Here is a 26,305-nt window from a genome sequence, read left to right on the forward strand (position 1 = left end):
AGGGGATTGCAAATCCCCTTTTATCTGCTGACCGAGATTGCAAATCTCAGACCGCGAAATTCTACATTCCCACCAACAGTTCACTATGCACGGCCCACTCTTCACTGCCAACTGCCATTCTTAATTCTACATTCTTAATTCCACATTCCCCCCCACTGTTCACTGCTAACTGTTCACCTCCCAAACTGCCTCAGCAGATCATCCAACCTCGGCGTGCCCGTTCTGTACCTTCTTCCAACCGGAGTCTCGGCATTGATGGAGTATTCCCAGCGGAATTCTTCGGTGGTGCGGAGTTCGACGCGGCGGGTGCGGAGAAGCTTGCCAGGCCATAAGGGAAAGGCCAACTGAAACCCAGCCGTGGTGCCGATATCGGTCGCAGAAGCAAAGAAACCTACATCCCAACTCCCATATTGCCTGATCAAATCCATGCGAAAACCTCTATCCCCGGCGAGAAACTGCCCGCCCATGGCTTTAAGAGTCAATCCCTCCCACGGCAATCTATATTCTACATCTGCCAAGGCCACCCAATCACTCACAGGACCTGTGAAGAACCGCTCTTGGCTAAAGACATAAAAGCCTGTTCGATTGACCTGCAAACCATAAGACCAGCGACTGTCCAAGCGTGCATAGCGGTACTGCACATCCCAGCCGTAGCGGTCAAATACAAACAACCCTGTCTGCAGCAGCACAAAATGCCCGGGCTTGATTTGTTTGAGGTAGTTCACATGGGAAGGTCCTATATGGGGTCTTTCGGAAGTACGATCCAGGCGGTTGCTGATGGGGACGTAGAGGCCGGTATGTACACTCAAACCGGGCAGAATGTAAATCCGCGTATCCAATAACATCCCAAATTTTTCTTGTATAGGCTGCTCGAAATTCCCAAAACGAATATTCAGATCGGGCATCAAGCGAAAATTGAAGCGGTACTTTTGGGGAGACCAGGCTTGGCGTAGGATGCGGCGCTCAGATTCCTCCAAGGCTGTCCATCGATTGTGGGCGTCAAATACACCCACGGACTCTCCCAAGAGCAAAGGAGCCAAGCGTAACAAGGAATCGGCAATCCCTTCTTCCGCTGCCAAAGTCCGAATTAAATCCATGGATGCCAGAGGATCCCGAAAATTTCTATGCTCGTATTGGATCAGGTAAGTGCCGGACTCCTCTTCCAACACATGCACCTGCTCAAAACCTGCCCGCTTCATAGCAGCACCCAACTGTGCCTCCACCGCCCAAGGAAGGAGGATAAAACCCAGCAGTAGCCCTATGATTTTCTGAAAACTAGTCATGGGCTTGTGGTTTGAAGCGTCTAAACTCCCGTGGCTTGACGTCTAAAGGTACATTCAGATGCAAGCCAGCTCCCAAATGACGCAGCCCATAGGCATTAACCTGTAGGGAAATCCGTTCTTTCCAGAGATTGGCAAAAGCACCTGCATGTACTCCTCTGCCATCGTGCTCCAGCATCAGACCACCCAGATTTTCATAACTCCATTGCAGGGCTCCAAAGATTCCCGTCAGGTAAAAATTATTGATGCGCTCTTTTCGTGCGAAGCCGGGCAGTAAAGGCTCCCGGTTTTTGTCCGTTCCTTCTGTCCCTACCCAATATACGGGTAATCCATAACCCACACTTCCGCCCAATTTCCAACCTGAACCAAGCTCTCGGGTTTTCGTCAGGACAATGGCATGATGACTAAGATAATCTGCAAAGGAATTAAATTGGGGTAAAGTGAAAAATAAGGAAACATCCGGTCTCCAAGAATCTTCCCTTTCCTTCAGCAAGCGCAGGGAAAAATCCAAATGTCTATCCCCAATACCGATCCTCGGCACTTGGGGTAAATAAGTCATATTTAAGTTTACACGTAAAAAAGGAGTCACATCTACCGCGGCATGGTACATGAGTTCGTTCGCAAATCTCAACATAAAATGATTAATAGCATGGGCTTGTGGAATGCTCACCACACCCATACTTGCCGTGGGTCCTTCGGACCACTGACCTTTGGGGGTAAAGATGTATCCGGGCTTGCCGAGTACATTGTGTTGAGCTCGCAAGTCTGTGGGGATTCCCCACAACAGGCTGAGCACTAAAAATAGGCTGAGTAAGGAAACCCTACCCAGCCATTGTGTTGGTGTTTGTATCAATTACTGTTACCTTCTTCATCTCCGTTACTTACGGAGTTTTGCTTGTTAAATATACTGGAAATTTTAAAGCGCAGACTCAAACCGATCTCAAAACCTGCCAAAGCATTGCTGTTGGTTTGGAGAGGAGCACCCGGCTCGGGTCTGAACAATAAATTGTAACTACCGGTATTATAACGCAAATCCAAACCTACTCCGATGACTTCGGTCAACATGTATTCCGCATCAGCTTTGAAATAGGCACCGGTGGTACGCCCGTTAAAGGTTGTGGGCCCCGAGGAACCTTGCGCCCCTATCACGGTACGGGTGACTTCGTTTTGAATGTAGTAGGTATTCAATCCTACTCCCGCCCCAACAGTGAATACATCGGATAAGCCCTTGTGGTAAAATGCACCAAAGGAAAGCGGGATGATGCGTTGCCTGATTTCATCTGTGACGGTAAATCCCGTAAATCTGCTTTGTCCCGTATACGTAGCATTGGAAATAGCTACCCTCCCTTCTACTCCCAATCCATTGTAAAGATCCAAGGTTGCAAACAAGGAAGGAATAAGCGATCGGCTGCTTGTGGTGGTATTCAGCGGTTGAAACATGGAGGCAAACTCCCCTTCTCCGGCCCTGTCCCAGGTACTCAAACCTATACCTACTCGTGTCAATTGTACTTGCGCCATGCCTAGCTGGGCGATCATTGCAAATGAAAGTACGAAAACAATTTTTTTCATAGTCCTATAAAATTAGCTACCGGATCCTTGATTGTGACATGCATTTAAAGCCGTATTCAAAATGGCGTTGATTTCCTGAAGTGCTGCGTTGAAAGCCGCGGTCAGGGAAGCAATAGCCGTATAACGCGCTGTGGTGGCGTTGGCTATATCTGCCAGGCGAGCTGCTTCGATGGCTGCCAAATCCGCATTCAAGCCTGCGACCAAGGCTGTTTTCCAAGAAACCACATACACAAAGGCAAACTGACGGATACTGTTAGCCAAGTTGGCACTGAGGGGCTGAATGGCTGCCGCTGCCAACTGTAAATTACTGCCAACTGACTGCACTGTTTGAATGCGCTGCTGGTACAAGGTATTCACTTGCGTGATGCGGGTAGCAGCTCTTGTAGCGGCTTCCTGTGTGCGTCTATCAAAGTTGGCCGTAATGGTAGCCAATTGGGCATCTCTATTTTGGGTAATGCGGGTGAGTGCCTCGTCATACGCTGCCCTTGCGGCATCTGCACAAGGCCCTACCAAGGTATTGATTCGGGCATTCAGTCCTTCTTCGATCCAATCGAAGTCCAACTCCGCAGCGGGTGGCAAAGGTTGAGGCAAGCGCAACTCCGGAAACAGATTGCTGATCTCGGGATTCTGCAAGAGGGCTTCCACAGCTGCCAAAGCTGCCTCGGAAAGACCATCCTCCTCATTCAGGATTTCTGCAATCCGCTCGGCAGACAGCGCATTGATTTCTGCTGCAAAGGTCGCTTGCTGCGCAGGAGTCAAAGCGGCAATGCCCGCACTAAGATCTGACAGGATTTCCTGATTTTCTTCGGTAATATCATCCGGGCTTGTAGCACCTGTGATATCTGTAATCACCACTTGCGTGATTGCCGGTTCTATGCTCTCTGCCAACGGTGGAATCACCGCTGCTGGATCGGGGTCGTTGACAGTTGGGATGTTCCCGACGTTATCAAAATCGTTGTTCACGAAATTGAAGGGGTCCAAAAACTCCAGGTCTTTGTCCGCACATTGGACAAAGGCCAAGCCGATCATGAGCGCCATGGGGATAACCCACAGTTTTCTGAGCGACAGGTTAGATTGCTCTTTTATAAAGAATGGTTTAAGTGAGAAAATTGAGTGTAAAATGTGTGCATACCGGTTCCCTAGCGGACCTACGGAATGTGCTTGCAGGAATCTTGGAAGTATAGAATGAAACTGGGCTGACTCCAAGATGTAAATGGAGTCTGCAAGGTTCGAGCCGAACCCAGCCTGGCTAAATCATTCAAGTGGCCAAGAAAAGCTACCCAAATACCTAGCATTCTACGGAATGGTGAAGTAAAAAATAGATATAAAATAATGTCAACTGTATCATATCCTCAACAGGACAAGTATGAAAGAAAACTCAGCTTGCGAAGCGTAATGCCCACAAGCTGATTAGGTTGTATCAATAGTAGAAGTAATCCCCGACGTTTCCGGAGGGTTGCTTACTGAAGAGGGTGGAGATGCGGTAGCGCAAACTCAAACCAATTTCAATACCTGCCAAACCGATTTGGTTGGTTTGTGCTGCTGCCCCTGGCTCCGGTGCGGAAACCAAATTATAGTTGCCTGTATTGTAGCGGATATCCAAACCTACACCGATCGCTTCGGAAAGCATGTATTCTGCATCTGCCTTGAAGTAAGCACCGATGCTGCGTCCTGTAAAGGTCGTTGGACCGGCGGAACCCGGGATTCCCACGACGGTACGGGTTACTTCATTTTGGATATAGTAGGTATTCAACCCGGCACCTGCACCCACACTAAAACCTTCTGCTAAACCTCTGTGGTACACAGCCCCAAAGGATAATGGAATGATGCGTTGTCTGATTTCATCGGTGATCGTAAAGGAAGGAAAAACACTTTCCCCTGTGTAGGTGGCATTGGAGATGGCTACTCGTCCCTCTAGCCCTATTCCTTTGTACAGGTCCAATGTCCCAAACAAGGAAGGAATAAGTGAACGGTTGCTGGAAGTGGTATTCAAGGGTTGAAACATGGAAGCAAACTCCCCGTCTCCTGCCCTATTCCAAGCACTCAACCCGATCCCAACACGGGATAATTGTACTTGTGCCATGCCCAACTGGGCGATCATCGCAAATGTTACTATCAGTATAATTTTTTTCATAAACCTCTCTTAAATTAACTACCAGTCCCCTGATTGTGACATGAATTTAACGCCGTATTCAAGATGTTGTTAGCTTCTTGGATGGCTGCATTGAAGGCAGTGGTTAATGAAGCAATAGCCGCGTCTCGGGCAGCGGTAGCATTGGCGATATCCGCTAAGCGGGCTGCTTCGATGGCAACCAAATCTGCTGCCAAGCCTTCAAACAAGGCTGTTCTCCATGAAACGGTATAGACAAAAGCAAACTGACGGATTCGGTTGGCCAAAATGGCATCTGTCGGCTGAATAGCATTTGCTGCCAGCAATAAATTGGTAGCTATCGTCTGCACGGTCCCCAAGCGCTGCTGATACAGGGTATTCACCTGAGCGATGCGGTTGGTAGCACGGGTAGCGGCTTCCTGCGTACGTCTGTCAAAATTAGCCGTAAAGGTTGCCAATTGGGTATCTCTGTTTTGAGTGATGCGGATCACTGCCTGATCGTAGGCTGCTCGTGCGGCATCTGCACAAGGTCCCACCAAGGTATTGATGCGAGCATTGAGCCCTTCCTCTATCCAATCAAAGTCCAACTCTGCCGCAGGTGGCACAGCTTGAGGTAAGCGTAACTCAGGGAATAGGGCCTGCATATCTGGATTGGCCAACAAGGCCTCCACTGCTGCCAAGGCTTCGGCAGAAAGTGCGGATTCATTGGTCAGGATTTCTGCAATGCGGATGGCTGATAGCCCCCCTACTTCTGTTGCAAATACGGCTTGCTGTGCCGGTGTCAGGGCGGCAATGGCTTCACTGACATCCGCTAGCACCGCCTGATTGGCAGGCGTGATATCAGCTGGACTTGTGGCTCCTGTGATATCGGTGATTACTGCTTGGGTAATTTCCGGCTGTACGATCTGTGCCAAAGGTGGAATCACCGGTGCAGGATCGGGGTCATTGACAGTAGGAATGGTGCCGATGTTTTCAAAGTCATTGTTTACAAAGTTGAAAGGATCTAGAAACTCCAGGTCTTTACCAGTACATTGGAATAATGCTATACCGAGTGACAGAAACAGGGGCAAAGCCCAGTATTTTCTGAAAGACGGGGTAGATAGCTTTTTCATAGGGTTTGATTAAGTTTTCGTTTTGTCAAAAAGATAAGAAAATGAAGGTCGTAGCTGGCTGTGCAATCATTTACTTTTGGGCTTCATTCATTACTATGTATGTATTTTTCACTCTCCGCAGCCCTCGCCGCGCCACCATCCAACCTATTCTAAAAGGATTAATTCATGATTACTCAAAAATAGAAAAGATTTCATGAATCAACAATGAATGGGGTGATTTATTGTCTTCGTCCATAAAAAAGAAAGGAACGCAGATGCTTCGACTAAGCTCAGCACAAGTGACGCAGATTTAGCGGATTCCCGCAGAAAAATGGAACGCTGATGACGCAGATTTAGCGGATTCTCGCAGAAGGATTGAACGCCGATGACGCAGATTTAGCGGATTTACGCGGATTTTTTATTTTTATTTTTGCTGATAGCAAAAATGTTAGTTGTTAATTTATAGTGATCTATTGAACAGCATTTTTTTCTGCATTCTACTTCATTCTTTCCTGATTTCCTTCGGAAAGCAGGCATGCGACCGTGAGCTTTGCGAACAATCTGCGCTCATCTGCCAGATCTGCGTTATCTGCGTTCCAACCCGTGAGCTTGCGAACAATCCGCGCCCATCCGCCCAATCCGCGTTATCTGCGTTCCCATGTGCTGAGCCTTGTCGAAGCATCTGCGTTCTCACCCGTGAGCACTGCGAACCTTATCTGCGATTATCTGCTAGATCCGCGTCATCTGCGTTCCCATGTGAGCTCCGCGAACACATCCGCGCCCATCCGCAAAATCCGCGTCATCTGCGTTCTATTTCCTATTTGTGAATACTTTTCTTTTAAACTGCGGCTTTTTCCCAAAATTCAACAATAACCCAACCTCTTTATCCGTAGCCTTTAAGTAATTGATCAACTGGAACTCATGTTCTTCCACCAAGCCTTCTGCGGCTTTTATCTCCACGATCACCAGATCCTCCACTACCAAATCGGCATAGTATTCCCCTACCTGAATATTGTTGTAAAACACTTTAATTTGCTGCTGCTTGACAACGGCAAAACCCGCAGCTGTCAGTTCATGAAACAACGAATTCTCATACACCTTCTCCAAAAACCCATAGCCCAAGGTATTATACACTTTATAAAAAGCGTTAATTATTCCATCGGTGATACCTCTATGCTTAAAATCTTCCATAACTAGAACGCTGATGACGCAGATTTAGCGGATTCCCGCAGAAAAATGGAACGCTGATGACGCAGATTTAGCGGATTCTCGCGGATTTTTTTTGTTTTTGCTGATAGCAAAAATGTTGGTTGTTAATTTAAATGATTTTGGGAGCATTAATCATTATCTGTAATCTACCACATTCCTTCCTGATTTCCTACGGAAAGCAGGCTCACCTCTGTGAGCTCCGCGAACAATCCGCGCCCATCCGCCCAATCTGCGTCATCTGCGTTCCAACCCGTGAGCTTGCGAACAATCCGCGTCACTTGTGCTGAGCACTGTCGAAGCATCCGCGTTCCCATGTGAGCCCTGCGAACAAAATCAGCGGTCATCTGCCCGATCTGCGTCATCTGCGTTCCAACCCGTGAGCCCTGCGAACACATCCGCGTTCCCCATGTGAGCCACGCGAACAATCCGCGCCCATCCGCCCAATCTGCGTCATCTGCGTTCTAACTCCGCGAACACATCCGCGCCCATCCGCAAAATCCGCGTCATCTGCGTTCCAACCCGTGAGCTCCGCGAACAAATCCGCGCCCATCCGCCCAATCCGCGTCATCTGCGTTCCCATGCGAACACTATCCCCACTTTTTCTTTCACCAACCCCTGCCACATCATCATCGCCTCCAAGCTCGGTATCCAATCGAATCGATCTCCCGCAGGATGGTGTTTTACTCGGTAATCCGAAGGAGATGGAATCACTTCCAGACCCTGCTGTTCAAAGATTTTCTTGGCCCTTGGTAAATGTAGCGCAGAAGTCACCAAGATCACTGCCTTGGCTTCAGGAAATGCTTGTACAAAATCCAACGCCTCCTCCTGTGTAGTCTTGGGAGTAGGCACCAACCGGATGACAGTATCCGGCACTCCCCATTCCCTTGCCACTTCGGCATACATCTCCGCTTGGGATGGATAGTCCGGCCTGCCTGCACTGCTAAAAACCAACAAGGCCTCCGGTACCTGCTGCCAAATACGAATACCCTGCATGACCCGATGGTAAGGAGAACCGCTGATCCGCTGCATGGGACTGAGTCCCTCTTCTGGCGTTCCTCCCGCCCCTAACACCAAAATATAAGGAGCCACTCTTTTTTCTGCTTCCCAAGCGGGATATTTCCGTTCCTCTTTGCTGATCAGGTATTTTATGGGTTTGGGAAAAAGCAGACAAGCGAATACTCCCAAGAGCATCGCTAGCCATAGTCTTTTCTTCCAAGTGCCATAGATCCCCCCGATCAACAGGACCAATATCCAAAAGGCTGGATTAAAAAGTAATTGATGAGCTACAAAACGCATGAATAGAACGCTGATGACGCAGATTGAGCAGATTTACACAGAAGAATGGAACGCTGATAACGCAGATTGGGCGGATTTACACGGATTTTTTATTTTTATTTTTGCTGATAGCAAAAATGTTGGTTTTTAATTTAAATGATTTTGGGAGCATTAATCATTATCTGTAATCTACCACATTACTTCCTGATTTCCTTCGGAAAGCAGGAGTGCTCTCCAGCTGGAACTTGAACATTATTCGCGACTTTCCCCAACCTATGTCACTTGTGCTGAGCCTTGTCGAAGCATCTGCGTTCCCATGTGCTGAGCCTTGTCGAAGCATCCGCGTTCCCCATGTGAGCCATGCGAACAAAATCAGCGGCCATCCGCCCAATCTGCGTTTGCTGCATTCCAACCCGTGAGCTCCGCGAACACATCCGCGACTATCTCCCAACCTATGTCACTTATGCTGAGCCTTGTCGAAGCATCGGCATTCCCCATGTGAGCCATGCGAACACATCCGCGCCCATCCGCCCAATCTGCGTTACTTGTGCTGAGCCTTGTCGAAGCATCTGCGTTCCATCGTGAGCCATGCGAACAATCCACGTTCTACATCTGCAATAAAGCCGTCGCCGTAGCTAGATTTTTGGTATGAGAGATGCTTACGGAAAGGTGAAAACTTAAACCTCCAATAGCTGGATGATGAATGATTGCTTCTGGATAGCCTTTGGGGTTTTTGATGATTTCGATTTGGGTAACCTCTAGTGCCAAAATGGGAGCAAAAGCTTTTTTTACTGCTTCCTTAGCACACCAAATACCTGTTAACGTTTGATCAGGATTTTTCTTTTTGATAGCATAATGAAACTCTTGCTCAAAGAAAATGCGCTCCAATAAATGATTTTTTCTATTGAGCAAAGATCCGAATCTGGCAACTTCTTCGATATCATTTCCAACAAAAGTCTTTATCACAAACTATTTATTTTTTTATTTTGCAGGCTTTTAATAAGACGTTTTACAGGCTATCTAGAATGATTTTACCGGATTCATTTCTTTTGAATTCAGCCTTATAAACAATTGTGATTACTCCGTGAAATAATCCTGTTTTACTGGACACATATTCTTTAATTTCTTGGAGATTATCTTCAAGATTAACGGCAACTACTAATTTGTCGTCCGTTCCAGAGCAAACACATTCAAGATCAAACTTAGACTTAACTAAAGTTTCTATTTCATCCAAACTGACTCTCAAGCCAAAAATTTTAAGAAATCTTTTCTTCCTCCCAATGATGAAAAAATATCCTTCCTCATCTCTCCTAACGATGTCACCTGTTTTCAAATAGCCTAGATTTTCATCACCCTTTTGTAAGTCTTTTTTGCATTCAGCATATCCCAATGTAACATTAGGACCTTTATATATCATTTCTCCCTCTACAGAATTCCCTGCATCAAGTATTTCATCCCCATTCTCATCAATTACACCTAAATAACCTCCTGGAATAGCTTTCCCTATACTTCCCTTCTTTTTTAAAACTTTCTCAGGAGATAGATATGCCATTCGAGCACTGCCCTCTGTTTGGCCGTAAGTTGGGATAAATTTTAGGCCTTTTTCTACGGCTATTAAAGAAAATCTCTCAAAAAGATCTTCTTTTAGCTTCCCCCCACCTTGGGTAATAATTCTCAAATCCGGAAGTTGCATTCTAGAAAATCTCAATTTATCTAAAATTTCGAACGAGTATGGGACCCCAGTAAAAGTAGTGACCCTTTCATTTCTCATGCAATTCCAAAAGTCTCTATCCGTTAAGCTCCTATTAGTTAACACTACTTTTGCTCCAGCCTTTAGATAGCTGTTGATCACAGATAAGCCCATGGTATAATACATCGGTAAAAAAGCAATGGCAACATCTTCAGTTGTAATTTCGAAAAGCTGGCCAACACTTGTAGCGCTGAACTCCAAGTTTTCAACCGTATGGCGAACCAACTTTGGACTCCCCGTACTACCCGAAGTTGGTAGAAGCATCGCTAGCTCAGGATTTAATATACCTTCCTGATAGTTGGTTTTCACAAGAATAAATTCTTTGAATTCCGTGACGATATCACATTCAATTTCATGCAACCTAAACTTAGGTAGGAATAAATATTCAGGCTGATATTTTGATATCAGGCCTGTCAATAAATCGAAATCAATTTTATGATTGAAAAGTAAAGGAACGACTTGGTTATTCAAGGAAGAATAATAAGCCACAAATGACTCAATGGAATTATCTGCCAGAATAAATATCAAAGTCCTTTTATTGATGACGTTGAAAAAGTTCTCTGCTTTTTGAACGACCTCAAAAAAAGAAACTGACTCATTGCTGTCATCTACCAGCGCAATTTTATCGGAAGGATGAAGATTTAAATCTAAATACATGGTAATTATAGAATTGTACCTCCGTCAACACCCATAATTTGACCCGTAACATAAGCGGACATGTCAGAAGCCAAAAACAAACATACATCTGCGATTTCTTCAGGCTCCGCCAGTCTCCCCAAACCAATATCCTGAATTCGTTCACTAAATTTATCTTGCATTATATTTTTAAGCCTGTCTGTTGCGACCATACCGGGAGCAATGGCATTTACCCTAATATTATGTTCTGATAACTCCTTAGCAGCAGACAAGGTAATCGCATTAACAGCTCCTTTGGTAGCTGCATAAGACAATTGACCTTTTACCCCCTTTACACCAACTATGGATGATAAATTTATGATGGAACCTAACTTTTGTCGGCTCATAATTCTTGAAACCAGCTGTATCAGACGGATTACCGCTGTAACGTTTGTGTCTAACATTTTTTGAAACTTTTCAAAATCAATTAAACTTAACAGTGCATAGCTTACCAGACCGGCATTATTCACTAACACATCAATCTTTCCTTCGTTTTTCTTCACTTCCAAGATAGCAGACTTTACCTCATCTGCTTTGGTCACATCATAATATTGAATATGTACGGATGGATAGGTCAATCCCAACGCATGCAATTTTTCTGCATCAGATTCTTTGTTTCTGAGGTTGGCATAAACAGTAGCTCCAGATGCGGCAAACTTCTCCACTACCGCCAATCCAATTCCTTTACCAGCCCCTGTTACGATACAAACTTTATCTTTTAACAGCTCAGTTGAGTTCATTTTTTGAAATTAAAATTCAATCCCATATTTACTTAAAATCTGCTTTCCTCCTGAATATGATTTAAAATCAAGGATATCCTCGGAGTCCAACATGATATCAAATTCATCTTCTATTGCAGTAACCAAGGTTAATTGTGTAACAGAATCCCAATCGACAATTGTATCTGAAGAAAATTCATTGGTCAATTCAGATACTTCCACATTAAATGTATCGCAAAACACTTGGTTATATTTCTCTAGGTTACTCATATATCTCTTAAATTATTCCTTCTTTGTAGTAGTTATCAGTTGTAATCAAAGGCAAGATATCGTTTGTATCTATCTCTATGGCCCCACAGCCCCATGACAAGCCTGCGCCAAAACCTGCCATGAATACCTTCAGGATGCTGTTCTTACCCGCAAAATGATCGCATAATACCAAGGGCACAGAATTGCTGCTGTTATTCCCAAACCTATCTATGGATACAGGTATTTTTTCCATCGGCACCTTCAACTTTCGTGAAATCTGTTTTAAGATATAAAGATTCGCTTGGTGTAATGCAAAGACATCAAAAGATTCAGGAGTACTCTTGGTATTTGTTAGAAAGTCCTTTAATAATGCCGGAACATCCGTAATTGAAAAACCAAAAACATCCATTCCTTTCATGTGGGTATTATAATCAGATCGTTTGATGCCATCTGACCATTCTTCAACCTTATTTGGTATATCCATATTTCTAAAAGCACCCGCTGGGGTGATGATGCTTTTGAATTTATAGCCATTGGTTCGTAAGCCAAACTGGAAAATCTTACTATATTTTTCATCTTTTTCCAGAAGTAGCGCTGAACCACTGTCACCAAACAACATAATCATAGTTCTGTCCTCAGGAGACAATGTTTTGTAGGATGTGTCAGCAGTAATGAGAAGTGCTGATTTTTTATTGGAACCTGACAAAAGCGAAAGCGTAGTTTGTAGGCCATACACAAAACCCGAACAAGCCAAGTTGATATCCAAACAAATTACACCTTCATTCAATCCAAGTCTATGATGCAGTACAAAGGATGTTGCCGGTGATCGATAATCCGGTTTTTGACTAACAAAAACTAATACTCCAATATCATTTTTATCAATTTCCTTATCAGATATAAGCTTATTCGCAGCTTCAAATCCCAAATCGGAGGCACTTTGTTGGTTGATAGCTCTTGATACCTGCTTGACACCTGCCATTTCTGAAAACTTCTGAACTGTTTCTTCACCAAACTTATCATAGTAAGTCTCCACCGCTATTCTGGCAGATGGTACAGCTACGGCTAAGCCTTTAATTTGAATATGTTGATGTGTACTTAAAAGCATAGCTATTACATTTCGTGTGTAATCCTAAAATCATCAAAAATATCAGTACAGACTGTTGTTGGCAATATATTGGAACTATTTAATGAAAAGGTAATCGAACTTAATTCCAATCCTTCTCCAAAACTGATACAAAAAAACTCAACTTGTTCGTCCTGATCAAAGGTTTTTGCTTTTAATGCCAACTGTATTGGAATATTGCTTCCGTAAGTATTCCCAAAATCCTTCACTGCTTGGATAGCAATCTCTTCTTCATGAGGCACGCTAGGAAGATTCAATAAATCCATCATACTGTGAAAGAATAAACTAGAGTTATTAGAAACTTTTTGCTCATGACCCTTTATAAATTCATTTATTTCAGAAGATATCCTATCAAAAATGGCTTCCTTTTGAAAGATTAGCTGGAAGTTTTCTTTCACTGTGGCATCAAACTCCTCTCCCATTCCATAATATCTAAAGCCTCCTTTAGGAATTGAAAAATCTTTAAAGGAAGACGATAAGGTCAGCGTGTTCCCAACTATACTTGGAGCATCTCCGATCTCTTTTTCCAATAAAATCGCAGATCCTGCATCACTTTCGATGGGCGAAAAAAAAGTACCCTCATGAACCAATTTACTAGGCGTATCTCCAACCAAGACTAAGCCATATGATTTATTAATGGTGCTCAGAATGGATGCTCCTGTTAGAATTCCTGTGATAAATCCATTACTTCCTTTATTGAGGTCGTAGCAAATACAATCTATAGAAAGTCCTAGCCTCCCTTGTAGAACTGCAGCAGTTATTGGACTTCTATAATCGGGCGTTCTGGATATGAAAAGTAAGAAGCCAATTTCTGAAACATCAATATTTTTAGCCGCCAAAACTCTTGTGGCTGCATCGAAAGCTAAATCGGAAGCAGTCTGTTCAACTGATGATCTTCTTACATTGATAGCTGAAACATTTTCAAAAGAAGTACGGGAAGACACTGGGGGTACAGAGGTTGCTACACCCGCAATTTTTACATTTTCTAAAACTGCCGTTATCATCTTCATTAGATTCGTTTTGCAGGTATACCAAATACTGTACTTCCTTTTTTTACGTTTCTTAGTACTACACTACCTATACCAACAGTGGCCTCTTCTTCTACCAGAACATTTTGAATGATTTTCGCTCCGGCGTTGATGGTACATAAGTTCTCTACTGTCACATATCCTGCAAAAAATGAAAAAGAATTGATTTGGCAGAAATTCCCAATTCGGACGTCATGACCGATAATCACAGATCCTTGAAGATAGGTAAAATCCCCAATAACTACATCACTTGCAACAGAGCTGTAAGCCTTAATTGCTACCCCTTGTCCGATTTGAACACTAGGAGAAATGATCGCTGTAGGATGAATAAGGTTAATAAATTGACCACCTTTGGATAAAATTATTTCAACTGTTTTCTTCCGGTCATAGACATTGCCAATAGCACAGAAAAAAACATCTCCTGCTTCCACTTCATAGTCCGCAACTTTCCCCAAAACTGCCGGATAGCCCAATTCTTTTATATTCGATGGACCATCACTTAAAAATCCTTTCACCTTAAATTCAGCATTTGCTGCATAAACAATGTGGGCGAGATCATAGACCTCTCGGGCCAATCCACTGGCACCAATGATTACCAAATTCATTTTGAAATTATTTTAATGAAAATCCTCCATCGATAGGTATCAAACTTCCAGTCATCCAAGCGGATGCATCCGAAAGTAAATACTGAATTAAAAACGATATATCATTAGGCTCTCCAAATCGGCCCAATGGATAATTAACTACATGTTTTTTAAAATCTTCATTCTCCACGGTATCATTTCCAAGTAGATTGGTTTTTACAAATCCAGGGAGAACTGCATTGACTCGGATATTTTTAGGAGCTAATTCCAGTGCTAAGGATCTGGCAAATGCATTTAAAGCCCCTTTAGTAGCATTGTACATGGAATTACCTACCGTGGCTTTTACAGTTGAAATAGAAGAAACGAATACGATAGAAGCGCCTTTGTTGATCTTTTTGGCTTTCAAGAGCTTTTGCACCAACAGAATAGCGCTTTTTACATTTACGTCAAAAAGCAAATCCAAATCCGCACTTTTGATGAAAGATACAGGTAATGTTTTCACAATACCTGCATTTAGGACAAGCCCGTCCAAAGCAAAACTTTCAGAGCATAAACGATCTAAATTCGCTTCATCAGTTAAATCTCCAGCCCAATATAAACTTCCCTCTTTCGTATTTCCTTCCAATAATGCATGTTGTAACCTCTCTTCATTTCTGCCTACAAATATGACATCAGCTCCATCCGAAGCAGCATTAATAGCTGTAGCTCTTCCGATTCCACTAGATGCACCAGTAACTAGGATTTTTTTTCTTTCCAAAGAGAAGACCCCACTCATCATAAGGCCTCTACTCTTCTTTTGATCTCTTCCACCAATTGTCCTAAAGTCTGAATCTTTCTAAATTCAGAGTTTTCGATGACAACTCCATATTCCTCATCAATCATGGCAATGACAGAAAGATTGGCCAAGGAATCCCATTCTGGGTACTCACGAAACTGATCGCTTAAAGACAAGTCTCTGTCTTCAACTTCCAAGATTTCTTTTAATTCGTTCAAAAATTTAGATTCCATAGTATATATAAGTTTTAGTTTTTTCCGTTAAATGGTTCCATAGTTACGTTTTGGGATAGATTGATTCCTTCCCTCACAAAGACTTTTTTGATGGTTAACAAAAGTATTTTTAAGTCAAACCCAAATGTATAATGATCGACATAATAGACATCATACTCAAACTTTTTTGCCCATGTGATAGAGTTTCGGCCATTAATCTGCGCCCAACCTGTGATACCCGGTCTGACTTCGTGTCTCCTCATTTGTTGGTTGCTGTAAAGTGGCAGGTATTTCACCAACAGCGGCCTAGGCCCTACCAAACTCATATCACCTTTGATGACATTTAAGAGCTGTGGCAGTTCGTCTAAAGAAGTTTTTCTTACGAAAGCACCAATTCGTGTGATGCGCTGATAATCTGGAAGAGGATTGCCTTTCGGGTCATAGGCATCACGCATGGTTTTAAATTTAATTAGCTTAAACACCATTCCTGACTTTCCAGGCCTGTTCTGAAAGAAAAAGATAGGGCCTCTGTTGTAAATCGCCAATAAGCATGAAACGATTACGATTATTGGACTTAAGAAAATAAATGCCATAACAGACACTACTAAATCAATAAGCCTTTTGAAAAAAAATCTGTACATCCTTAATTTTGATACATTTTCTCCATGGCTTGCCAAATTAATTCTCTATCAAAATTTTGAGCCCAAATTCTGCCATTTTCACCCATTAATTTTCTCTGATCTTCTTGCAAGAACATTCTTATCATTGCTTCTTTTAATCGTTGCTTGTTCTTTACGGGGACCAAAACACCATTAAAACCATCATTCACGGCGTCTTTTGTTCCAGTAGCATTCGTAGAAATAACTGGGGTTCCCATAGCGGCAGCTTGAATCAATACATTCCCAAAACCTTCCCACCAAGCAGGCAAAACAAAAACATCAATCAAAGACAAATAAGGTGGTACTTCATCCTGCATTACCCTCCCAATATTAATAACACCTGGATGCTTATCGGCTTTATCCAAAAGCGATTTATCTGTAATTTGAGCCATTTCAAATGGCCCAACCAACAACAGTCTCAAGTTCTGATTTTCGGAATACATTTCATCAAAGACTTCCATCAACTCTTGGATTCCTTTTCTATCCACAATACGGCCAATAAAACCAAAAACAAATTTGCCTTGTAAATCATATTTTAATTCAATTTCATTCTTTTTCTCAGACTGTATTTTCTGACTATCAAAGAGCGAAAGATTGACCCCATTGCTACTACCTTTATTAATGACAAGGGATTTTTTAGTATCAAAAATGTTATATTCCATTCCCAAATCCTGAACTGAATTACTAATACAAATGACTTGATGCGAGAGGTAGGCAGTAATTTTCTCCATCAACACCAAAATTTGCTTCTTTGAACCTTCTTCGTGTTCAAATCTAAAGCCTCTGCATGTATAAATACGCTTAGGAACCCTCAGTATAAAGGCAGCAATCATTCCCAATAAAGAAACTTTGGGCGTTCCGAGATTGACAATATCTGGTTTGACCTTACTGAAAATCCGTATGATCTGCCATAAGGTTTGAAGGTCTTTCCATAGCGATATCTCTCGCTCGATAGTAATTACCAAATGCTCGCAACCTTCGTTTTTACAGAAGTTAGCAGATCTTTCACTGTAAGGAGCGAGCAAATACGTTTGATATCCTAAAGACTTGAAATAAGCCATTTGACCTAACAAGAGATTGACTGAACCTTCTGCAGTGATGCCGACAATCAGTTTTTTATTATGAAGATTTTTCAATTTCTTTTATTCGATAGCTTTTTTAAATCTCTTCATCCAACTTTCAATTGCTAAAAATGACCAAACATTATAAGAAGCATTAATTTTACCAGTATTATTTTTGGTTATAACCTCATTTATAACTTCATAATTGAAAATATCTGACTTTTCAACATTGACTTTACTCAACTTATCTTTGATAAAATAATCCATTTCATTCCTTACCCAATATTCAACTGGGGCACCAAAACCAGCTTTTGGTCTATAAATAACATCATGAGGCAAATACCTTTCAGCCACCTTACGCAAAATATACTTAGTCTGCTTACCTTTCATCTTATACTTGACTGGTATAGATGTAGAAAACTCAACTAAATCCAAATCAAGATAAGGCACACGTATTTCAACACTATTAGCCATACCCGCTTTATCAGTATAATTAAGATTATGGTCAATTAAAAAAGTATATATTTCGAGATACAACAATTTATTTAATTCATCTTCGACATCTTTAACCTCGTCTAGCAGGGTTAGAAAGTATGCATTGTCTTTATTTAAATTTTGCTGAAGCTCTTCCTTAAATACGTTTTTTACAAATTCAAAATCTTGCCATTCAAAATATCCAATTAAGCGCTCAGACTTTGATTTATCTATAGCCTTAGTCAATTTTTTCAACCTCCTAACAATAGCTTTCTTCGAAGAAATACTTTGAATAGTATTCTTGATGATTTTTCTTAGAAATACTGGAATGTAATCGAAATACTGATCCACAATGAGTGCCTGATGCCTTCTATAGCCTGAAAAAATATCATCACCCGCAGTGCCACCTATCAAAACTTTAATCCCATCTTTTCTTGCAGCCTTTGCAATTTCATAAGCATTAAAAGGTGCCGGGTCTGATTCTGGCTCATCTAGATACCAAATAATTTCATCAAACTTTTCGACAATACCTGAGTCAACCTTAATTTCTACTAACTCAACATCTAAATGTGCCGCAACTTTTCTCGCATAATACAAATCACTGGCAAAACCATCTTTAGACTCACCAGAGTCTATGGTGTAGCATTTCAACTTTTTTTCTGGATTAAGTTTTTTCGCCATAGCTACCAGTAAACTACTATCTAAACCTCCTGAAAGAAAAAACCCAATTGGCGCATCACTTAACATTTGCCTTTCTACAGCTTTTATTAATTTCTCCTCCAAAGAGTCAACCCAATAATCTTGTGATTTATGATCTATAATCTTGTTTGGATATTTTAGCTGAAAGTATCGTTCGATTTTTGTCGTTGACAAATCTTTCAAATCAATAATCATGTAAGATCCTGCCAATAATTTTTTAATGGCCTTAAAAGGAGTACCTTCTCCAGGACACCACATAAAAGTCAAATATGCTTGAATAGAGTCAATATCAATCTCTTGATTTAAGTGATAAGGTAACATTGCTTTCAATTCTGATGCACAGATAAACTGATTTTCAGACAAATGAAAATAGAGTGGTTTTACACCAAATTGATCTCTTGCTACAAAAATTTGATTTTCCTGTTTGTCGAGAATAACAAAAGCAAAAATACCATTTAAAAAGTGAACTGCATTTTCTTTATGCTTTATAAAAAGTGCTAATATGGTTTCCGTATCACTGGTGGTTCTAAATTCATAATCCTTCAACTCATTCTTACGAATGTCCCAATGATTATAAATCTCCCCATTGAAAATAATTACATATCTCTCATCATAGCTAAACATAGGTTGATTCGCACCTTCACTTAAGTCTTGTATGGATAACCTTAAGTGACCTAGAGTAAGATTATTATACTCAAAAACTCCCCTAGCATCTGGTCCTCGGTGTTTCATAAGCTCTAAAGCTTCAGAGGCTATAGTTGAGTTAAAATTAATGGTTGCTAATATTCCGCACACAGTCCAATTATTTAAAAAAATTAATAATTTCTTCTACCTGATTACTTATTCTATTTGTCTGTTTCACATCATCAAACTTGCCTTCTAAAAAGTCCTTCATTTTGTCTGCAATGTCTTGAGGGTCGAATGGATTAAATACAATCGGATTTACGACAACATCATAAAGATAGGGTAAATCGGAACCTATAATTGGTATATTTAATGTAGAGGCTTCGATTAGCGGCAATCCAAGACTTTCCTCCAATGATGGGAAAACCATTGCTTTAATTTTAATGTAATAGTCTATTACCTCTTTTTTAGAAACTCTTCCGATATTTATGATGGCCTCATAACCTAATACACTATTCACTTCGTTAATTCGATCTATAAAACTCATCTTGTCTTGAGTAACAGTTACCACTAATGAAACCTTTTTTTGTTTGCCTAAAATACGGACAGCATCGAATAGCCTGAAATAATTTTTGTGTACGTCTGCCGTTGCTGGATAAAAAAAGTCAAACATCAATTCTTTATCAAGATTCTTAGCAGCAATTAGTTCTGTATCATTAAAGAAAGGCATACACTGAACTTGAATATTTTTAAAGTTCTGAAGTAGCTCTCTTTTAATTTCAGAAGTTTGACAATAAAAAACCTTTACTTTTTTATTGAATAGTCTAATCACCCAATAAATAAAAACTCGAGACAATCTAGTTTTAAATGAGATTTTTCTATCTCTTAAAGTCTTGATTGGATTGAAAAAAAAAGAGCTATGATAATATACAAGGGAATTATCATGCTTACTCAAAGGAGGATAACTGCAAAAGAATAACACATTACTTCTATTTTGAAAAGACCGTTTAAATGTCTGAATAACAGAACTTTTTAAAATAGTAATGGATGAGATTTCCAGTTCTCTAACTATCTTATTTGTAGTATCGTGACCTAAAAATAGTGTGATTTCAAAATTATTTGATTCCAAATTTTTTAACAAATATATCAACAAATCAACGTTTCCAGGGCTAAACGTTTGCGTAGCTTCAATAATTATTTTATGCTTATTGTTTACCATTTTGAAATAAAAGAGAATAAAAGGCTATGTGAAAAGTGATTAAATCCCCATAAAATCCAATACACATGATGCAATAAATGATTTCTCAAATCGCTGCACACTTTCTTTTGCGTTTAAACTCATCTCTTCTCTTAATTCCTCTTGTTCTATAAGCATCACTACTGTTTCTGCCAAAGCTTTAGGTGTTCTCTCTTTTACCACCAGACCATCTACTCGATGAGTAATAATATCTTCATAAGGAATATCAGAAAAACAAATCGTAGCTAAACCGAATGACATGGCTTCAATCAAAGTATTGGGGAAACCTTCGACTATGGAAGGCAATACTAAGATAGAAGCACTTGAATACAATGTTGCTACATCTGAAACTTTGCCTAAAAAATTAACATGATTCTTCAAACCAAGTTTATTAGCTAGGTTTTTCATAGGTTCCAAAAGTGGACCGGAGCCTGCCATTTCTAATTTACAATTTGGATTATTCGCAACCAATAATGTCATTGCTCTGATTAAAATTTCTGGATCTTTTTCCCATTCAAAGCGTCCTACATAAAGAATTTTTAATTTGGAATTGCTTAGTCTTTTAGATTCTTGATTGAATGCAGGTAATGCATTTGGAATAACTTTAATATTTAGCTTTTCACCAAATTGATTGAGCTTAAAATTTTTTGAACGTTGGGTCTGGGCAATAAAACCAGCCGACTTTACATACAACCATTTTTTAAGTTGAGGAATAGGGAATGAAAATTTATAATCAGGTATGGTTCTATCTGAAATATATACTGGGTATTTTGTTCCTTTCAAAGCAAGCAAGGTGAGTGGACTAAACCAATCTCCAAAAACCAATACCCGATCTGGATTTATTTCTTTCACTCTTGATCGCAGGTATAACAATAGTCTAGGATAAAATAACAGCTTATTAAACTTGGATGAAGTTCTAGCAAAATTCGGTTCATAAACGGCGATTTCTTTAGGTAGGTCATAGAAATGTTGGTCTTTCAAACAAACTACAAAATGAACTTCATGACCGAATCTCAAAAACTCTTCCGCTAAAGTGGTCAATGCCCGTTCTATTCCTCCTAGTTTAAGGGAGGGTGAAAAAATACAGATTTTAGCCACCTGAATAGATTTCATTTAAATCAGCCGAATGAATAAAGAGAACATCAGGCCATTTTTTTACTATCATTCCCAATAATTGGTACAGCTGTTCTAATGAATGATCTCTATTTTCTCGAGAAAGGCCCGACACGTAGTTGATTCTGTGAGAACTTATGATAGCGGGTTTGTTCCAGAAAAAAGCAATCGCTATACTTTCCAAAGCCTTATCCACCCAATTTACATTAGGATTTAAGGAAGGCTCAAACATTACATTTCGAACAAAATACCGCTGCCCAAAACTATTTATAGAACCTGTTTTTTGCCAAATTCTTTTATGTGTACCTGATTCTAGGTCATTATATTGTTGAATATAGGAACTTTGCATGGATTGAACACCACTTTCAGAAAACACCTGTTCGGTTGCATCATTCCATACGTAGCAGGGGGCAATCGTAGTCTTAGAAGGAAAACCAAAAGTCTTTTCAAAAAAAATAAGTCCTTTTACTATATCGTCTTTAATGTGGCATAACTCTGATTCAGACTGGTAATCATAGGTAGCCATTAAATTCGCTCGATTGTTAGAAGCACTTTTATCATTTATGGCAAAACAATCAAGGTCAAATGCCTTCAAAAATCTTGAATCCCCACTTTGCAGACGTTTAAGCCATTCATATTGATTCAAATGGACATACCCATGAAACTGAGGATAAATCACTCCTTGAAAAATACCCTTTATAAGTGCTTCATTAGTTGATTGTTGAGGATAATAGGATTCGTAAGTGTTGTAGAAAGGCTCCCAAAAAAAAGAACTAAAGTCACTATCCTTTATTCGAGTAAAATCCGGGTTCCCCATCACCATATTGGCTGTAATAACAGGATGTCTACCTTCTTGATCATCAAACTGCTGCAAGACATTTATAAGCATCTCATAATCCTCAGCACTCTCAAGACAGTCATAGGCCGAAAAAGGATCTTTTAAATTTATTAGTCCTTCACCAGCCAATTGTTCCTGAACTTCTTTATTAGGAATACGGATAGATCCCCAATCGTCAGATTCGATCACAATGACCTTATCATTTATAGCCTTTCCTCGGCTGTTAATTAGGTGTTTTTTTAAATATTCTTTCAAAAAAATTTATGATTTAGATTTAAGCATGATTTCTGCTAACTGTGCAGAACTGATGAATTGGACTTCGGGCCATTTCCTAAGTATGTTAAAAAAAAGTGAATCAAATTGTTCTAAACATCGGTCTCTATGATCCTTATCAATTCGTGAGGTGAAATTTATTCTATGAGAACTAATAACCGCAGGTTTGCCCCACCTAAAAGCAATTTCTATTTCAGATAAGCAATTGTCAATTGCTTTCTTATCACCTCTGTATGGTTCGAAATTACAATTTCTCCGCCAGTATGTTATCCCATATTTATCTTTATCTCCCCAGAATCTATCATTTTTTTTAAACTTCCCGTTACCCAAAGAAATAAAATGTTGTCCAGCTTGACTAAACCTTACTCCATTATCAACTAATGTTTCACTGATCCTTTCAAATTGCTTCGATTGAGAAGGAACAAAGCTTATTGATTTGAACCCAAATATTTCCTGGAATAGATTTAATCCATCTACAGTAGCCTCTTTAACTAAGACCTCTTCTTTTTCATTAGAAGCCTCAAAAGCAGCCATATAAAGATCCTTATTTGCTGTTAAGCTGTCGCTCAATCCGAGTAAAGCTCGAGAATTAAAAGCCTCCAATTCCATAGCATTATTTGATCTTAAAACATTTAGCCACTTTTGAGGATTCAAGTGTTCTCGCCCGTGGAACTGGGGGAAAAGAAGATTTTTCAGAATACCTTCCTTAAGCCAAAGACTCAAAAGCTCTTTATCACCGTACGCTTTATAAGTTTGTTCAATTGATTCATAATAATACTCTCGAAAATAATTACTTTGAATTTTGATAAAATCGGGATTGGCGACAAGACAACATGCTGTAATTACAGGATGATTTCCATTATTATCCTGATGAACTTTTAAAAGATTAAATAATTCAATTAGATCATCTGTTTTTTCGAGTCCATCTAAGAGAGTGAATTTGTTATTTACTAAAGGATATTTTGTCTTTAGCGATTCAACAATATCTAAGGAAGGCATACGGATACTACCCCAATCGTCAGATTCAACTACAACAAATTTGTGATTGGTTTGCCAACCCCTAAAATTCACATAGTTTTTAGCAATAGTTTTTCTTATTCTTGACACTAATTTTAAAATTCAGATATAATAGATTACATTATATTTAGACCTTCAAAAGGTCTTATTAATTTTCTTTTTTTATCCTTTTTGAAAAACCTATCTTACTTTTTTTAGTGTATTTTCATTCGGATTTTTTATTCAACATTTTCTTATTTAAAAAATTTTCATGATTGTAAATTCTTTTTATTTTCTTTATTAGACGTATATCTTAATAATATGATTCCCAAAAACGAAGTTCAAATTGAATTATTTTACTCCTAGTTTTGCTTAAAAAAAATAGTCCCTATTAAAATCCATATGCTTCAAACCAAGTGTCTATATCTTGAATGGCGCTGAGCATTTCTTCATCTTCAATAGGAAACCCCTCAATCTGACTGATAATTTTGATTTGATGACCTTCATTGATTAGACCACGCATTTGTATTTTTATTTCCATAAAAATATGAGATTCTCCGTTTTCAAGTGGACTTAAGATTGAAAGTTTATTATAATTGCAAATCATAGTTATTGATGTTTGTAGTTACTGTTAAGTAATAAAGAAAGTCATTCTAATATGTGATATTAATACAACTTTAATTTTGAAATAATTCTTTTAACCTGTGCGCTTGTCGTATTATTTTTTAAAAAAAAATTTCTTTCGCTCAAAAAACTCTCATTAACCTTTAATTCTCGAATAGCTAAAAGTGATTCTTCAATTTCATTCACATCAAAACTTGAAATCAAACAACTTACTCTCATTTCTTTCAACAATCTTCTTGTCGGGCTATTTTGCCCCGTTATGGATAAAATTGGTCTATTGTAACTCAAATACATCTGCAATTTTGAAGAAATAAATACATCTTCTGGTAAATCAGCATCAATATCAATAAAGCAGTCAGCATCCTGAATAACGCTAATGACATCGCTAGTAAATTCTTGTATGAAAACTTTATCAACTATACTTCCAGGAATAAAACTTCTATCTAACCTTTTATCGTTTCCATATAATAATAACCTTGAATTGGGATACTTAATTACCAAATTTTCAAATGCTTTAAATAACTTGTAAGGATTCCTTGGACCAGTAACCATGGTCCCTAAAAACACATAATTGTATGTATTTCCGTCTTCATTTCGTTTAACTTTTATCAATTCATCTGATTGAACAGGATTATGTACAGTAAAATAATTTGTAAGCCCGAGCAATTTTGCCTGATATTCACTCATAATATCATTACTTAATGAAAAAATTGTACAGGTTTGAAGAGGTTTTTTTATTCCAAATATTAAATTTTTTCTATATAACTCATAGGTTTCCCATCCTCTCGTAGGCGGAATTGGGTCAACCATATGAATGTAATGTTTTGATTGATTAAGAGCAGCTATGAAAGCGCCAACATGAGCTGTGCTTTCAGCTCCACCATTAACAAAAGATATTACCCAATCATAATCCCCTTTCAAATAAACTTTAGCATAATTTTTGGATTTTAAGACCCAGTTAATGCCATTCAGATTTTGCTTTAAAAGCATCACAGAAAGTTTATTAATTCTCTCATCAAGCTCAAGCTGGTTAGGTATTACATGAACTTGTAATTCTTTTATAAAATTAGATTGATAAAAATTAGTCAATAATTCAAACTTCAAATAGCTATGGCGGAAAAATTCTTCTATAAACCTTCTGTATATTATTCCTGCTGCGCCCTTGCCTATGTTCTTTGCAACAATTAAAACTTTCATACTATTAAATTTATCGTATTAATTCCATCAAAGTAAAATCAGGAACACTGATAAAGGACTGTGGATATCCAAATAAAAAAATCAAACCATTGAGTTGTTCTGCATCTAATCTGAAATCTATTGTGTAACTGAACAGAAGTGTTAAAATTATCGGGTATTTAAGTACATTTTGCTTGATACTTGTTAAATTTAACAGGAGAGGGATAACACCTATCATCAAACCAATTCTAAGATATCTTCCTCCAAGACTGGCCACACTAGATGTAAAGTTAGAGAAAGTAAAAAACAATAATGCCAACAATGCCATTTTAACCAAATAATCATATTTATCATCATTTTTTAAGAAAAGCAAAAAAAAGATACCGAATAGTACACTTACAGACAATACGGTATTTCTCATGGAGTATATTCTAAAATTTTGTGATCTTGATTCTAAGGTCCTTTGCTTACTTTCCTCAACATCTATTCTTGCATAGCCCTCTATTTGATCTGCTACATTGCCCGAAAAAATGGTAAGTGCATCTCCAATGAAATTAGTACCTATTCCAGAATAAATGAGCGATAGAAAATAAAATGAAACAATAAGAAGCTTGGAATTTTTAATAAAATGAAACAAAACAAAAATGATACAGGCTATTGCCAAACCTTGATGGATAAAAACGCATAAAAACGATAAAAATACATATTTAAGACTGTTAGATTGATTATATTTTAATGCTAGTAACACAAAAAGTGTTGAACTAAGCCAAAATCGACCATTTAACAAAGTTATAGGAAAACAAATAAAGGAAATTGCTAAAAGAACCAAAAAGTTGATGTTGGGAAACTTTTGATCAATAACATTAATAACATTATAAATTA

The 26,305-nt window shown here is 39.4% G+C and carries 28 protein-coding genes; 1 reads left to right on the top strand and 27 read right to left on the bottom strand.

From position 1 onward, the window contains the following. Positions 1-173 precede the first annotated feature (173 nt). The 8 genes from ACXIUD_RS10950 to ACXIUD_RS10985 form a co-directional block, all read right to left on the bottom strand. A complete protein-coding gene (locus ACXIUD_RS10950; protein ID WP_458052679.1) occupies positions 174-1,283 on the bottom strand; it encodes a YjbH domain-containing protein in 1,110 nt (369 codons plus the stop codon). Next, positions 1,276-2,043: a hypothetical protein gene (locus ACXIUD_RS10955; protein ID WP_458052680.1), complete on the bottom strand. Its 768-nt coding sequence runs from the start codon at positions 2,041-2,043 to the stop codon at positions 1,276-1,278. The genes ACXIUD_RS10950 and ACXIUD_RS10955 overlap by 8 nt, the downstream gene beginning before the upstream one ends. An 86-nt stretch (positions 2,044-2,129) precedes the next feature. Beyond that, on the bottom strand, positions 2,130-2,849 hold the full coding sequence (locus ACXIUD_RS10960) for an outer membrane beta-barrel protein (RefSeq protein WP_458052681.1): 720 nt from the start codon (positions 2,847-2,849) through the stop codon (positions 2,130-2,132). Between the two features lie 12 nt (positions 2,850-2,861). After that, the gene (locus ACXIUD_RS10965; protein WP_458052682.1) at positions 2,862-3,887 is read right to left on the bottom strand and encodes a hypothetical protein; all 1,026 of its coding nucleotides are present in this window, start codon (positions 3,885-3,887) and stop codon (positions 2,862-2,864) included. A gap of 382 nt (positions 3,888-4,269) precedes the next feature. Beyond that, positions 4,270-4,983: an outer membrane beta-barrel protein gene (locus ACXIUD_RS10970; RefSeq protein WP_458052683.1), complete on the bottom strand. Its 714-nt coding sequence runs from the start codon at positions 4,981-4,983 to the stop codon at positions 4,270-4,272. A 14-nt stretch (positions 4,984-4,997) separates the two neighbouring features. Continuing rightward, the gene (locus ACXIUD_RS10975) at positions 4,998-6,071 is read right to left on the bottom strand and encodes a hypothetical protein (RefSeq protein WP_458052684.1); all 1,074 of its coding nucleotides are present in this window, start codon (positions 6,069-6,071) and stop codon (positions 4,998-5,000) included. A 789-nt stretch (positions 6,072-6,860) separates the two neighbouring features. Continuing rightward, positions 6,861-7,241, bottom strand: coding sequence for a GxxExxY protein (locus ACXIUD_RS10980; RefSeq protein WP_458052685.1), 381 nt, complete (start codon positions 7,239-7,241; stop codon positions 6,861-6,863). 582 nt (positions 7,242-7,823) lie between these two features. Next, on the bottom strand, positions 7,824-8,555 hold the full coding sequence (locus ACXIUD_RS10985) for a YdcF family protein (protein ID WP_458052686.1): 732 nt from the start codon (positions 8,553-8,555) through the stop codon (positions 7,824-7,826). On the opposite strand from ACXIUD_RS10985, the gene ACXIUD_RS10990 reads away from it, so the two are divergent. Then, positions 8,554-8,685, top strand: a complete 132-nt coding sequence (locus ACXIUD_RS10990; RefSeq protein ID WP_458052687.1) for a hypothetical protein — start codon at positions 8,554-8,556, stop codon at positions 8,683-8,685. The two genes, ACXIUD_RS10985 and ACXIUD_RS10990, sit on opposite strands and share 2 nt — an antisense overlap. 455 nt (positions 8,686-9,140) lie before the next feature. Here the strand turns inward: ACXIUD_RS10990 and ACXIUD_RS10995 are convergent, their stop codons facing one another. The 19 genes from ACXIUD_RS10995 to ACXIUD_RS11085 form a co-directional block, all read right to left on the bottom strand. Then, positions 9,141-9,500 carry a holo-ACP synthase gene (locus ACXIUD_RS10995; RefSeq protein WP_458052688.1) on the bottom strand — a complete coding sequence of 120 codons (360 nt, stop codon included), beginning with the start codon at positions 9,498-9,500 and terminating at the stop codon, positions 9,141-9,143. Between the two features lie 43 nt (positions 9,501-9,543). Further along, the gene (locus ACXIUD_RS11000) at positions 9,544-10,941 is read right to left on the bottom strand and encodes an AMP-binding protein (protein ID WP_458052689.1); all 1,398 of its coding nucleotides are present in this window, start codon (positions 10,939-10,941) and stop codon (positions 9,544-9,546) included. Positions 10,942-10,946: 5 nt separating this feature from the next. Beyond that, complete coding sequence (locus tag ACXIUD_RS11005) at positions 10,947-11,699, bottom strand: SDR family NAD(P)-dependent oxidoreductase (protein ID WP_458052690.1); 753 nt, start codon at positions 11,697-11,699, stop codon at positions 10,947-10,949. Positions 11,700-11,708: 9 nt separating this feature from the next. Beyond that, positions 11,709-11,948: an acyl carrier protein gene (locus tag ACXIUD_RS11010; protein ID WP_458052691.1), complete on the bottom strand. Its 240-nt coding sequence runs from the start codon at positions 11,946-11,948 to the stop codon at positions 11,709-11,711. 7 nt (positions 11,949-11,955) lie between these two features. Beyond that, complete coding sequence (locus ACXIUD_RS11015; protein ID WP_458052692.1) at positions 11,956-13,032, bottom strand: 3-oxoacyl-ACP synthase III family protein; 1,077 nt, start codon at positions 13,030-13,032, stop codon at positions 11,956-11,958. 5 nt (positions 13,033-13,037) lie between these two features. Beyond that, on the bottom strand, positions 13,038-14,060 hold the full coding sequence (locus ACXIUD_RS11020) for a hypothetical protein (RefSeq protein WP_458052693.1): 1,023 nt from the start codon (positions 14,058-14,060) through the stop codon (positions 13,038-13,040). Next, positions 14,060-14,683 (bottom strand): NeuD/PglB/VioB family sugar acetyltransferase, encoded by a 624-nt coding sequence (locus ACXIUD_RS11025; protein WP_458052694.1) that lies wholly within the window; start codon positions 14,681-14,683, stop codon positions 14,060-14,062. Before ACXIUD_RS11025 ends, ACXIUD_RS11020 begins: the two co-directional genes overlap by 1 nt. 7 nt (positions 14,684-14,690) lie before the next feature. Next, positions 14,691-15,440 carry an SDR family NAD(P)-dependent oxidoreductase gene (locus ACXIUD_RS11030; RefSeq protein WP_458052695.1) on the bottom strand — a complete coding sequence of 250 codons (750 nt, stop codon included), beginning with the start codon at positions 15,438-15,440 and terminating at the stop codon, positions 14,691-14,693. Continuing rightward, positions 15,437-15,670 (bottom strand): acyl carrier protein, encoded by a 234-nt coding sequence (locus ACXIUD_RS11035; RefSeq protein ID WP_458052696.1) that lies wholly within the window; start codon positions 15,668-15,670, stop codon positions 15,437-15,439. Before ACXIUD_RS11035 ends, ACXIUD_RS11030 begins: the two co-directional genes overlap by 4 nt. A 14-nt stretch (positions 15,671-15,684) precedes the next feature. Continuing rightward, complete coding sequence (locus ACXIUD_RS11040; protein WP_458052697.1) at positions 15,685-16,290, bottom strand: sugar transferase; 606 nt, start codon at positions 16,288-16,290, stop codon at positions 15,685-15,687. A 2-nt stretch (positions 16,291-16,292) separates the two neighbouring features. Next, entirely contained in the window at positions 16,293-17,444 is a 1,152-nt protein-coding gene (locus ACXIUD_RS11045) for a glycosyltransferase family 4 protein (RefSeq protein WP_458052698.1), read from the bottom strand. 6 nt (positions 17,445-17,450) lie between these two features. Continuing rightward, complete coding sequence (asnB, locus tag ACXIUD_RS11050) at positions 17,451-19,337, bottom strand: asparagine synthase (glutamine-hydrolyzing) (RefSeq protein ID WP_458052699.1); 1,887 nt, start codon at positions 19,335-19,337, stop codon at positions 17,451-17,453. A gap of 7 nt (positions 19,338-19,344) precedes the next feature. Then, the gene (locus tag ACXIUD_RS11055) at positions 19,345-20,385 is read right to left on the bottom strand and encodes a glycosyltransferase (protein WP_458052700.1); all 1,041 of its coding nucleotides are present in this window, start codon (positions 20,383-20,385) and stop codon (positions 19,345-19,347) included. Between the two features lie 39 nt (positions 20,386-20,424). Beyond that, the gene (locus ACXIUD_RS11060) at positions 20,425-21,516 is read right to left on the bottom strand and encodes a glycosyltransferase (RefSeq protein ID WP_458052701.1); all 1,092 of its coding nucleotides are present in this window, start codon (positions 21,514-21,516) and stop codon (positions 20,425-20,427) included. Beyond that, positions 21,494-22,609 (bottom strand): hypothetical protein, encoded by a 1,116-nt coding sequence (locus ACXIUD_RS11065; protein WP_458052702.1) that lies wholly within the window; start codon positions 22,607-22,609, stop codon positions 21,494-21,496. The genes ACXIUD_RS11060 and ACXIUD_RS11065 overlap by 23 nt, the downstream gene beginning before the upstream one ends. Before the next feature lie 6 nt (positions 22,610-22,615). Beyond that, positions 22,616-23,734: a hypothetical protein gene (locus ACXIUD_RS11070; RefSeq protein WP_458052703.1), complete on the bottom strand. Its 1,119-nt coding sequence runs from the start codon at positions 23,732-23,734 to the stop codon at positions 22,616-22,618. 280 nt (positions 23,735-24,014) lie between these two features. Further along, entirely contained in the window at positions 24,015-24,230 is a 216-nt protein-coding gene (locus ACXIUD_RS11075; RefSeq protein WP_458052704.1) for a hypothetical protein, read from the bottom strand. A gap of 59 nt (positions 24,231-24,289) precedes the next feature. After that, the gene (locus ACXIUD_RS11080) at positions 24,290-25,444 is read right to left on the bottom strand and encodes a hypothetical protein (RefSeq protein WP_458052705.1); all 1,155 of its coding nucleotides are present in this window, start codon (positions 25,442-25,444) and stop codon (positions 24,290-24,292) included. A 10-nt stretch (positions 25,445-25,454) separates the two neighbouring features. Next, the coding region (locus tag ACXIUD_RS11085; protein WP_458052706.1) for a hypothetical protein at positions 25,455-26,305 on the bottom strand (851 nt) is incomplete at its 5' end.

The sequence above is a fragment of the Mongoliitalea sp. genome (assembly GCF_054166905.1).

Coding starts and splice junctions, on each gene's coding strand:
- ACXIUD_RS10950 (WP_458052679.1), bottom strand. CDS start 1,283: ATGACTAGTTTTCAGAAAATCATAGGGCTACTGCTGGGTTTTATCCTC.
- ACXIUD_RS10960 (WP_458052681.1), bottom strand. CDS start 2,849: ATGAAAAAAATTGTTTTCGTACTTTCATTTGCAATGATCGCCCAGCTA.
- ACXIUD_RS10965 (WP_458052682.1), bottom strand. CDS start 3,887: ATGGCGCTCATGATCGGCTTGGCCTTTGTCCAATGTGCGGACAAAGAC.
- ACXIUD_RS10970 (WP_458052683.1), bottom strand. CDS start 4,983: ATGAAAAAAATTATACTGATAGTAACATTTGCGATGATCGCCCAGTTG.
- ACXIUD_RS10975 (WP_458052684.1), bottom strand. CDS start 6,071: ATGAAAAAGCTATCTACCCCGTCTTTCAGAAAATACTGGGCTTTGCCC.
- ACXIUD_RS10980 (WP_458052685.1), bottom strand. CDS start 7,241: ATGGAAGATTTTAAGCATAGAGGTATCACCGATGGAATAATTAACGCT.
- ACXIUD_RS10990 (WP_458052687.1), top strand. CDS start 8,554: ATGAATAGAACGCTGATGACGCAGATTGAGCAGATTTACACAGAAGAA.
- ACXIUD_RS10985 (WP_458052686.1), bottom strand. CDS start 8,555: ATGCGTTTTGTAGCTCATCAATTACTTTTTAATCCAGCCTTTTGGATA.
- ACXIUD_RS11000 (WP_458052689.1), bottom strand. CDS start 10,941: ATGTATTTAGATTTAAATCTTCATCCTTCCGATAAAATTGCGCTGGTA.
- ACXIUD_RS11005 (WP_458052690.1), bottom strand. CDS start 11,699: ATGAACTCAACTGAGCTGTTAAAAGATAAAGTTTGTATCGTAACAGGG.
- ACXIUD_RS11010 (WP_458052691.1), bottom strand. CDS start 11,948: ATGAGTAACCTAGAGAAATATAACCAAGTGTTTTGCGATACATTTAAT.
- ACXIUD_RS11015 (WP_458052692.1), bottom strand. CDS start 13,032: ATGCTTTTAAGTACACATCAACATATTCAAATTAAAGGCTTAGCCGTA.
- ACXIUD_RS11020 (WP_458052693.1), bottom strand. CDS start 14,060: ATGAAGATGATAACGGCAGTTTTAGAAAATGTAAAAATTGCGGGTGTA.
- ACXIUD_RS11025 (WP_458052694.1), bottom strand. CDS start 14,683: ATGAATTTGGTAATCATTGGTGCCAGTGGATTGGCCCGAGAGGTCTAT.
- ACXIUD_RS11030 (WP_458052695.1), bottom strand. CDS start 15,440: ATGATGAGTGGGGTCTTCTCTTTGGAAAGAAAAAAAATCCTAGTTACT.
- ACXIUD_RS11035 (WP_458052696.1), bottom strand. CDS start 15,670: ATGGAATCTAAATTTTTGAACGAATTAAAAGAAATCTTGGAAGTTGAA.
- ACXIUD_RS11040 (WP_458052697.1), bottom strand. CDS start 16,290: ATGTACAGATTTTTTTTCAAAAGGCTTATTGATTTAGTAGTGTCTGTT.
- ACXIUD_RS11055 (WP_458052700.1), bottom strand. CDS start 20,385: ATGGTAAACAATAAGCATAAAATAATTATTGAAGCTACGCAAACGTTT.
- ACXIUD_RS11060 (WP_458052701.1), bottom strand. CDS start 21,516: ATGAAATCTATTCAGGTGGCTAAAATCTGTATTTTTTCACCCTCCCTT.
- ACXIUD_RS11075 (WP_458052704.1), bottom strand. CDS start 24,230: ATGATTTGCAATTATAATAAACTTTCAATCTTAAGTCCACTTGAAAAC.
- ACXIUD_RS11080 (WP_458052705.1), bottom strand. CDS start 25,444: ATGAAAGTTTTAATTGTTGCAAAGAACATAGGCAAGGGCGCAGCAGGA.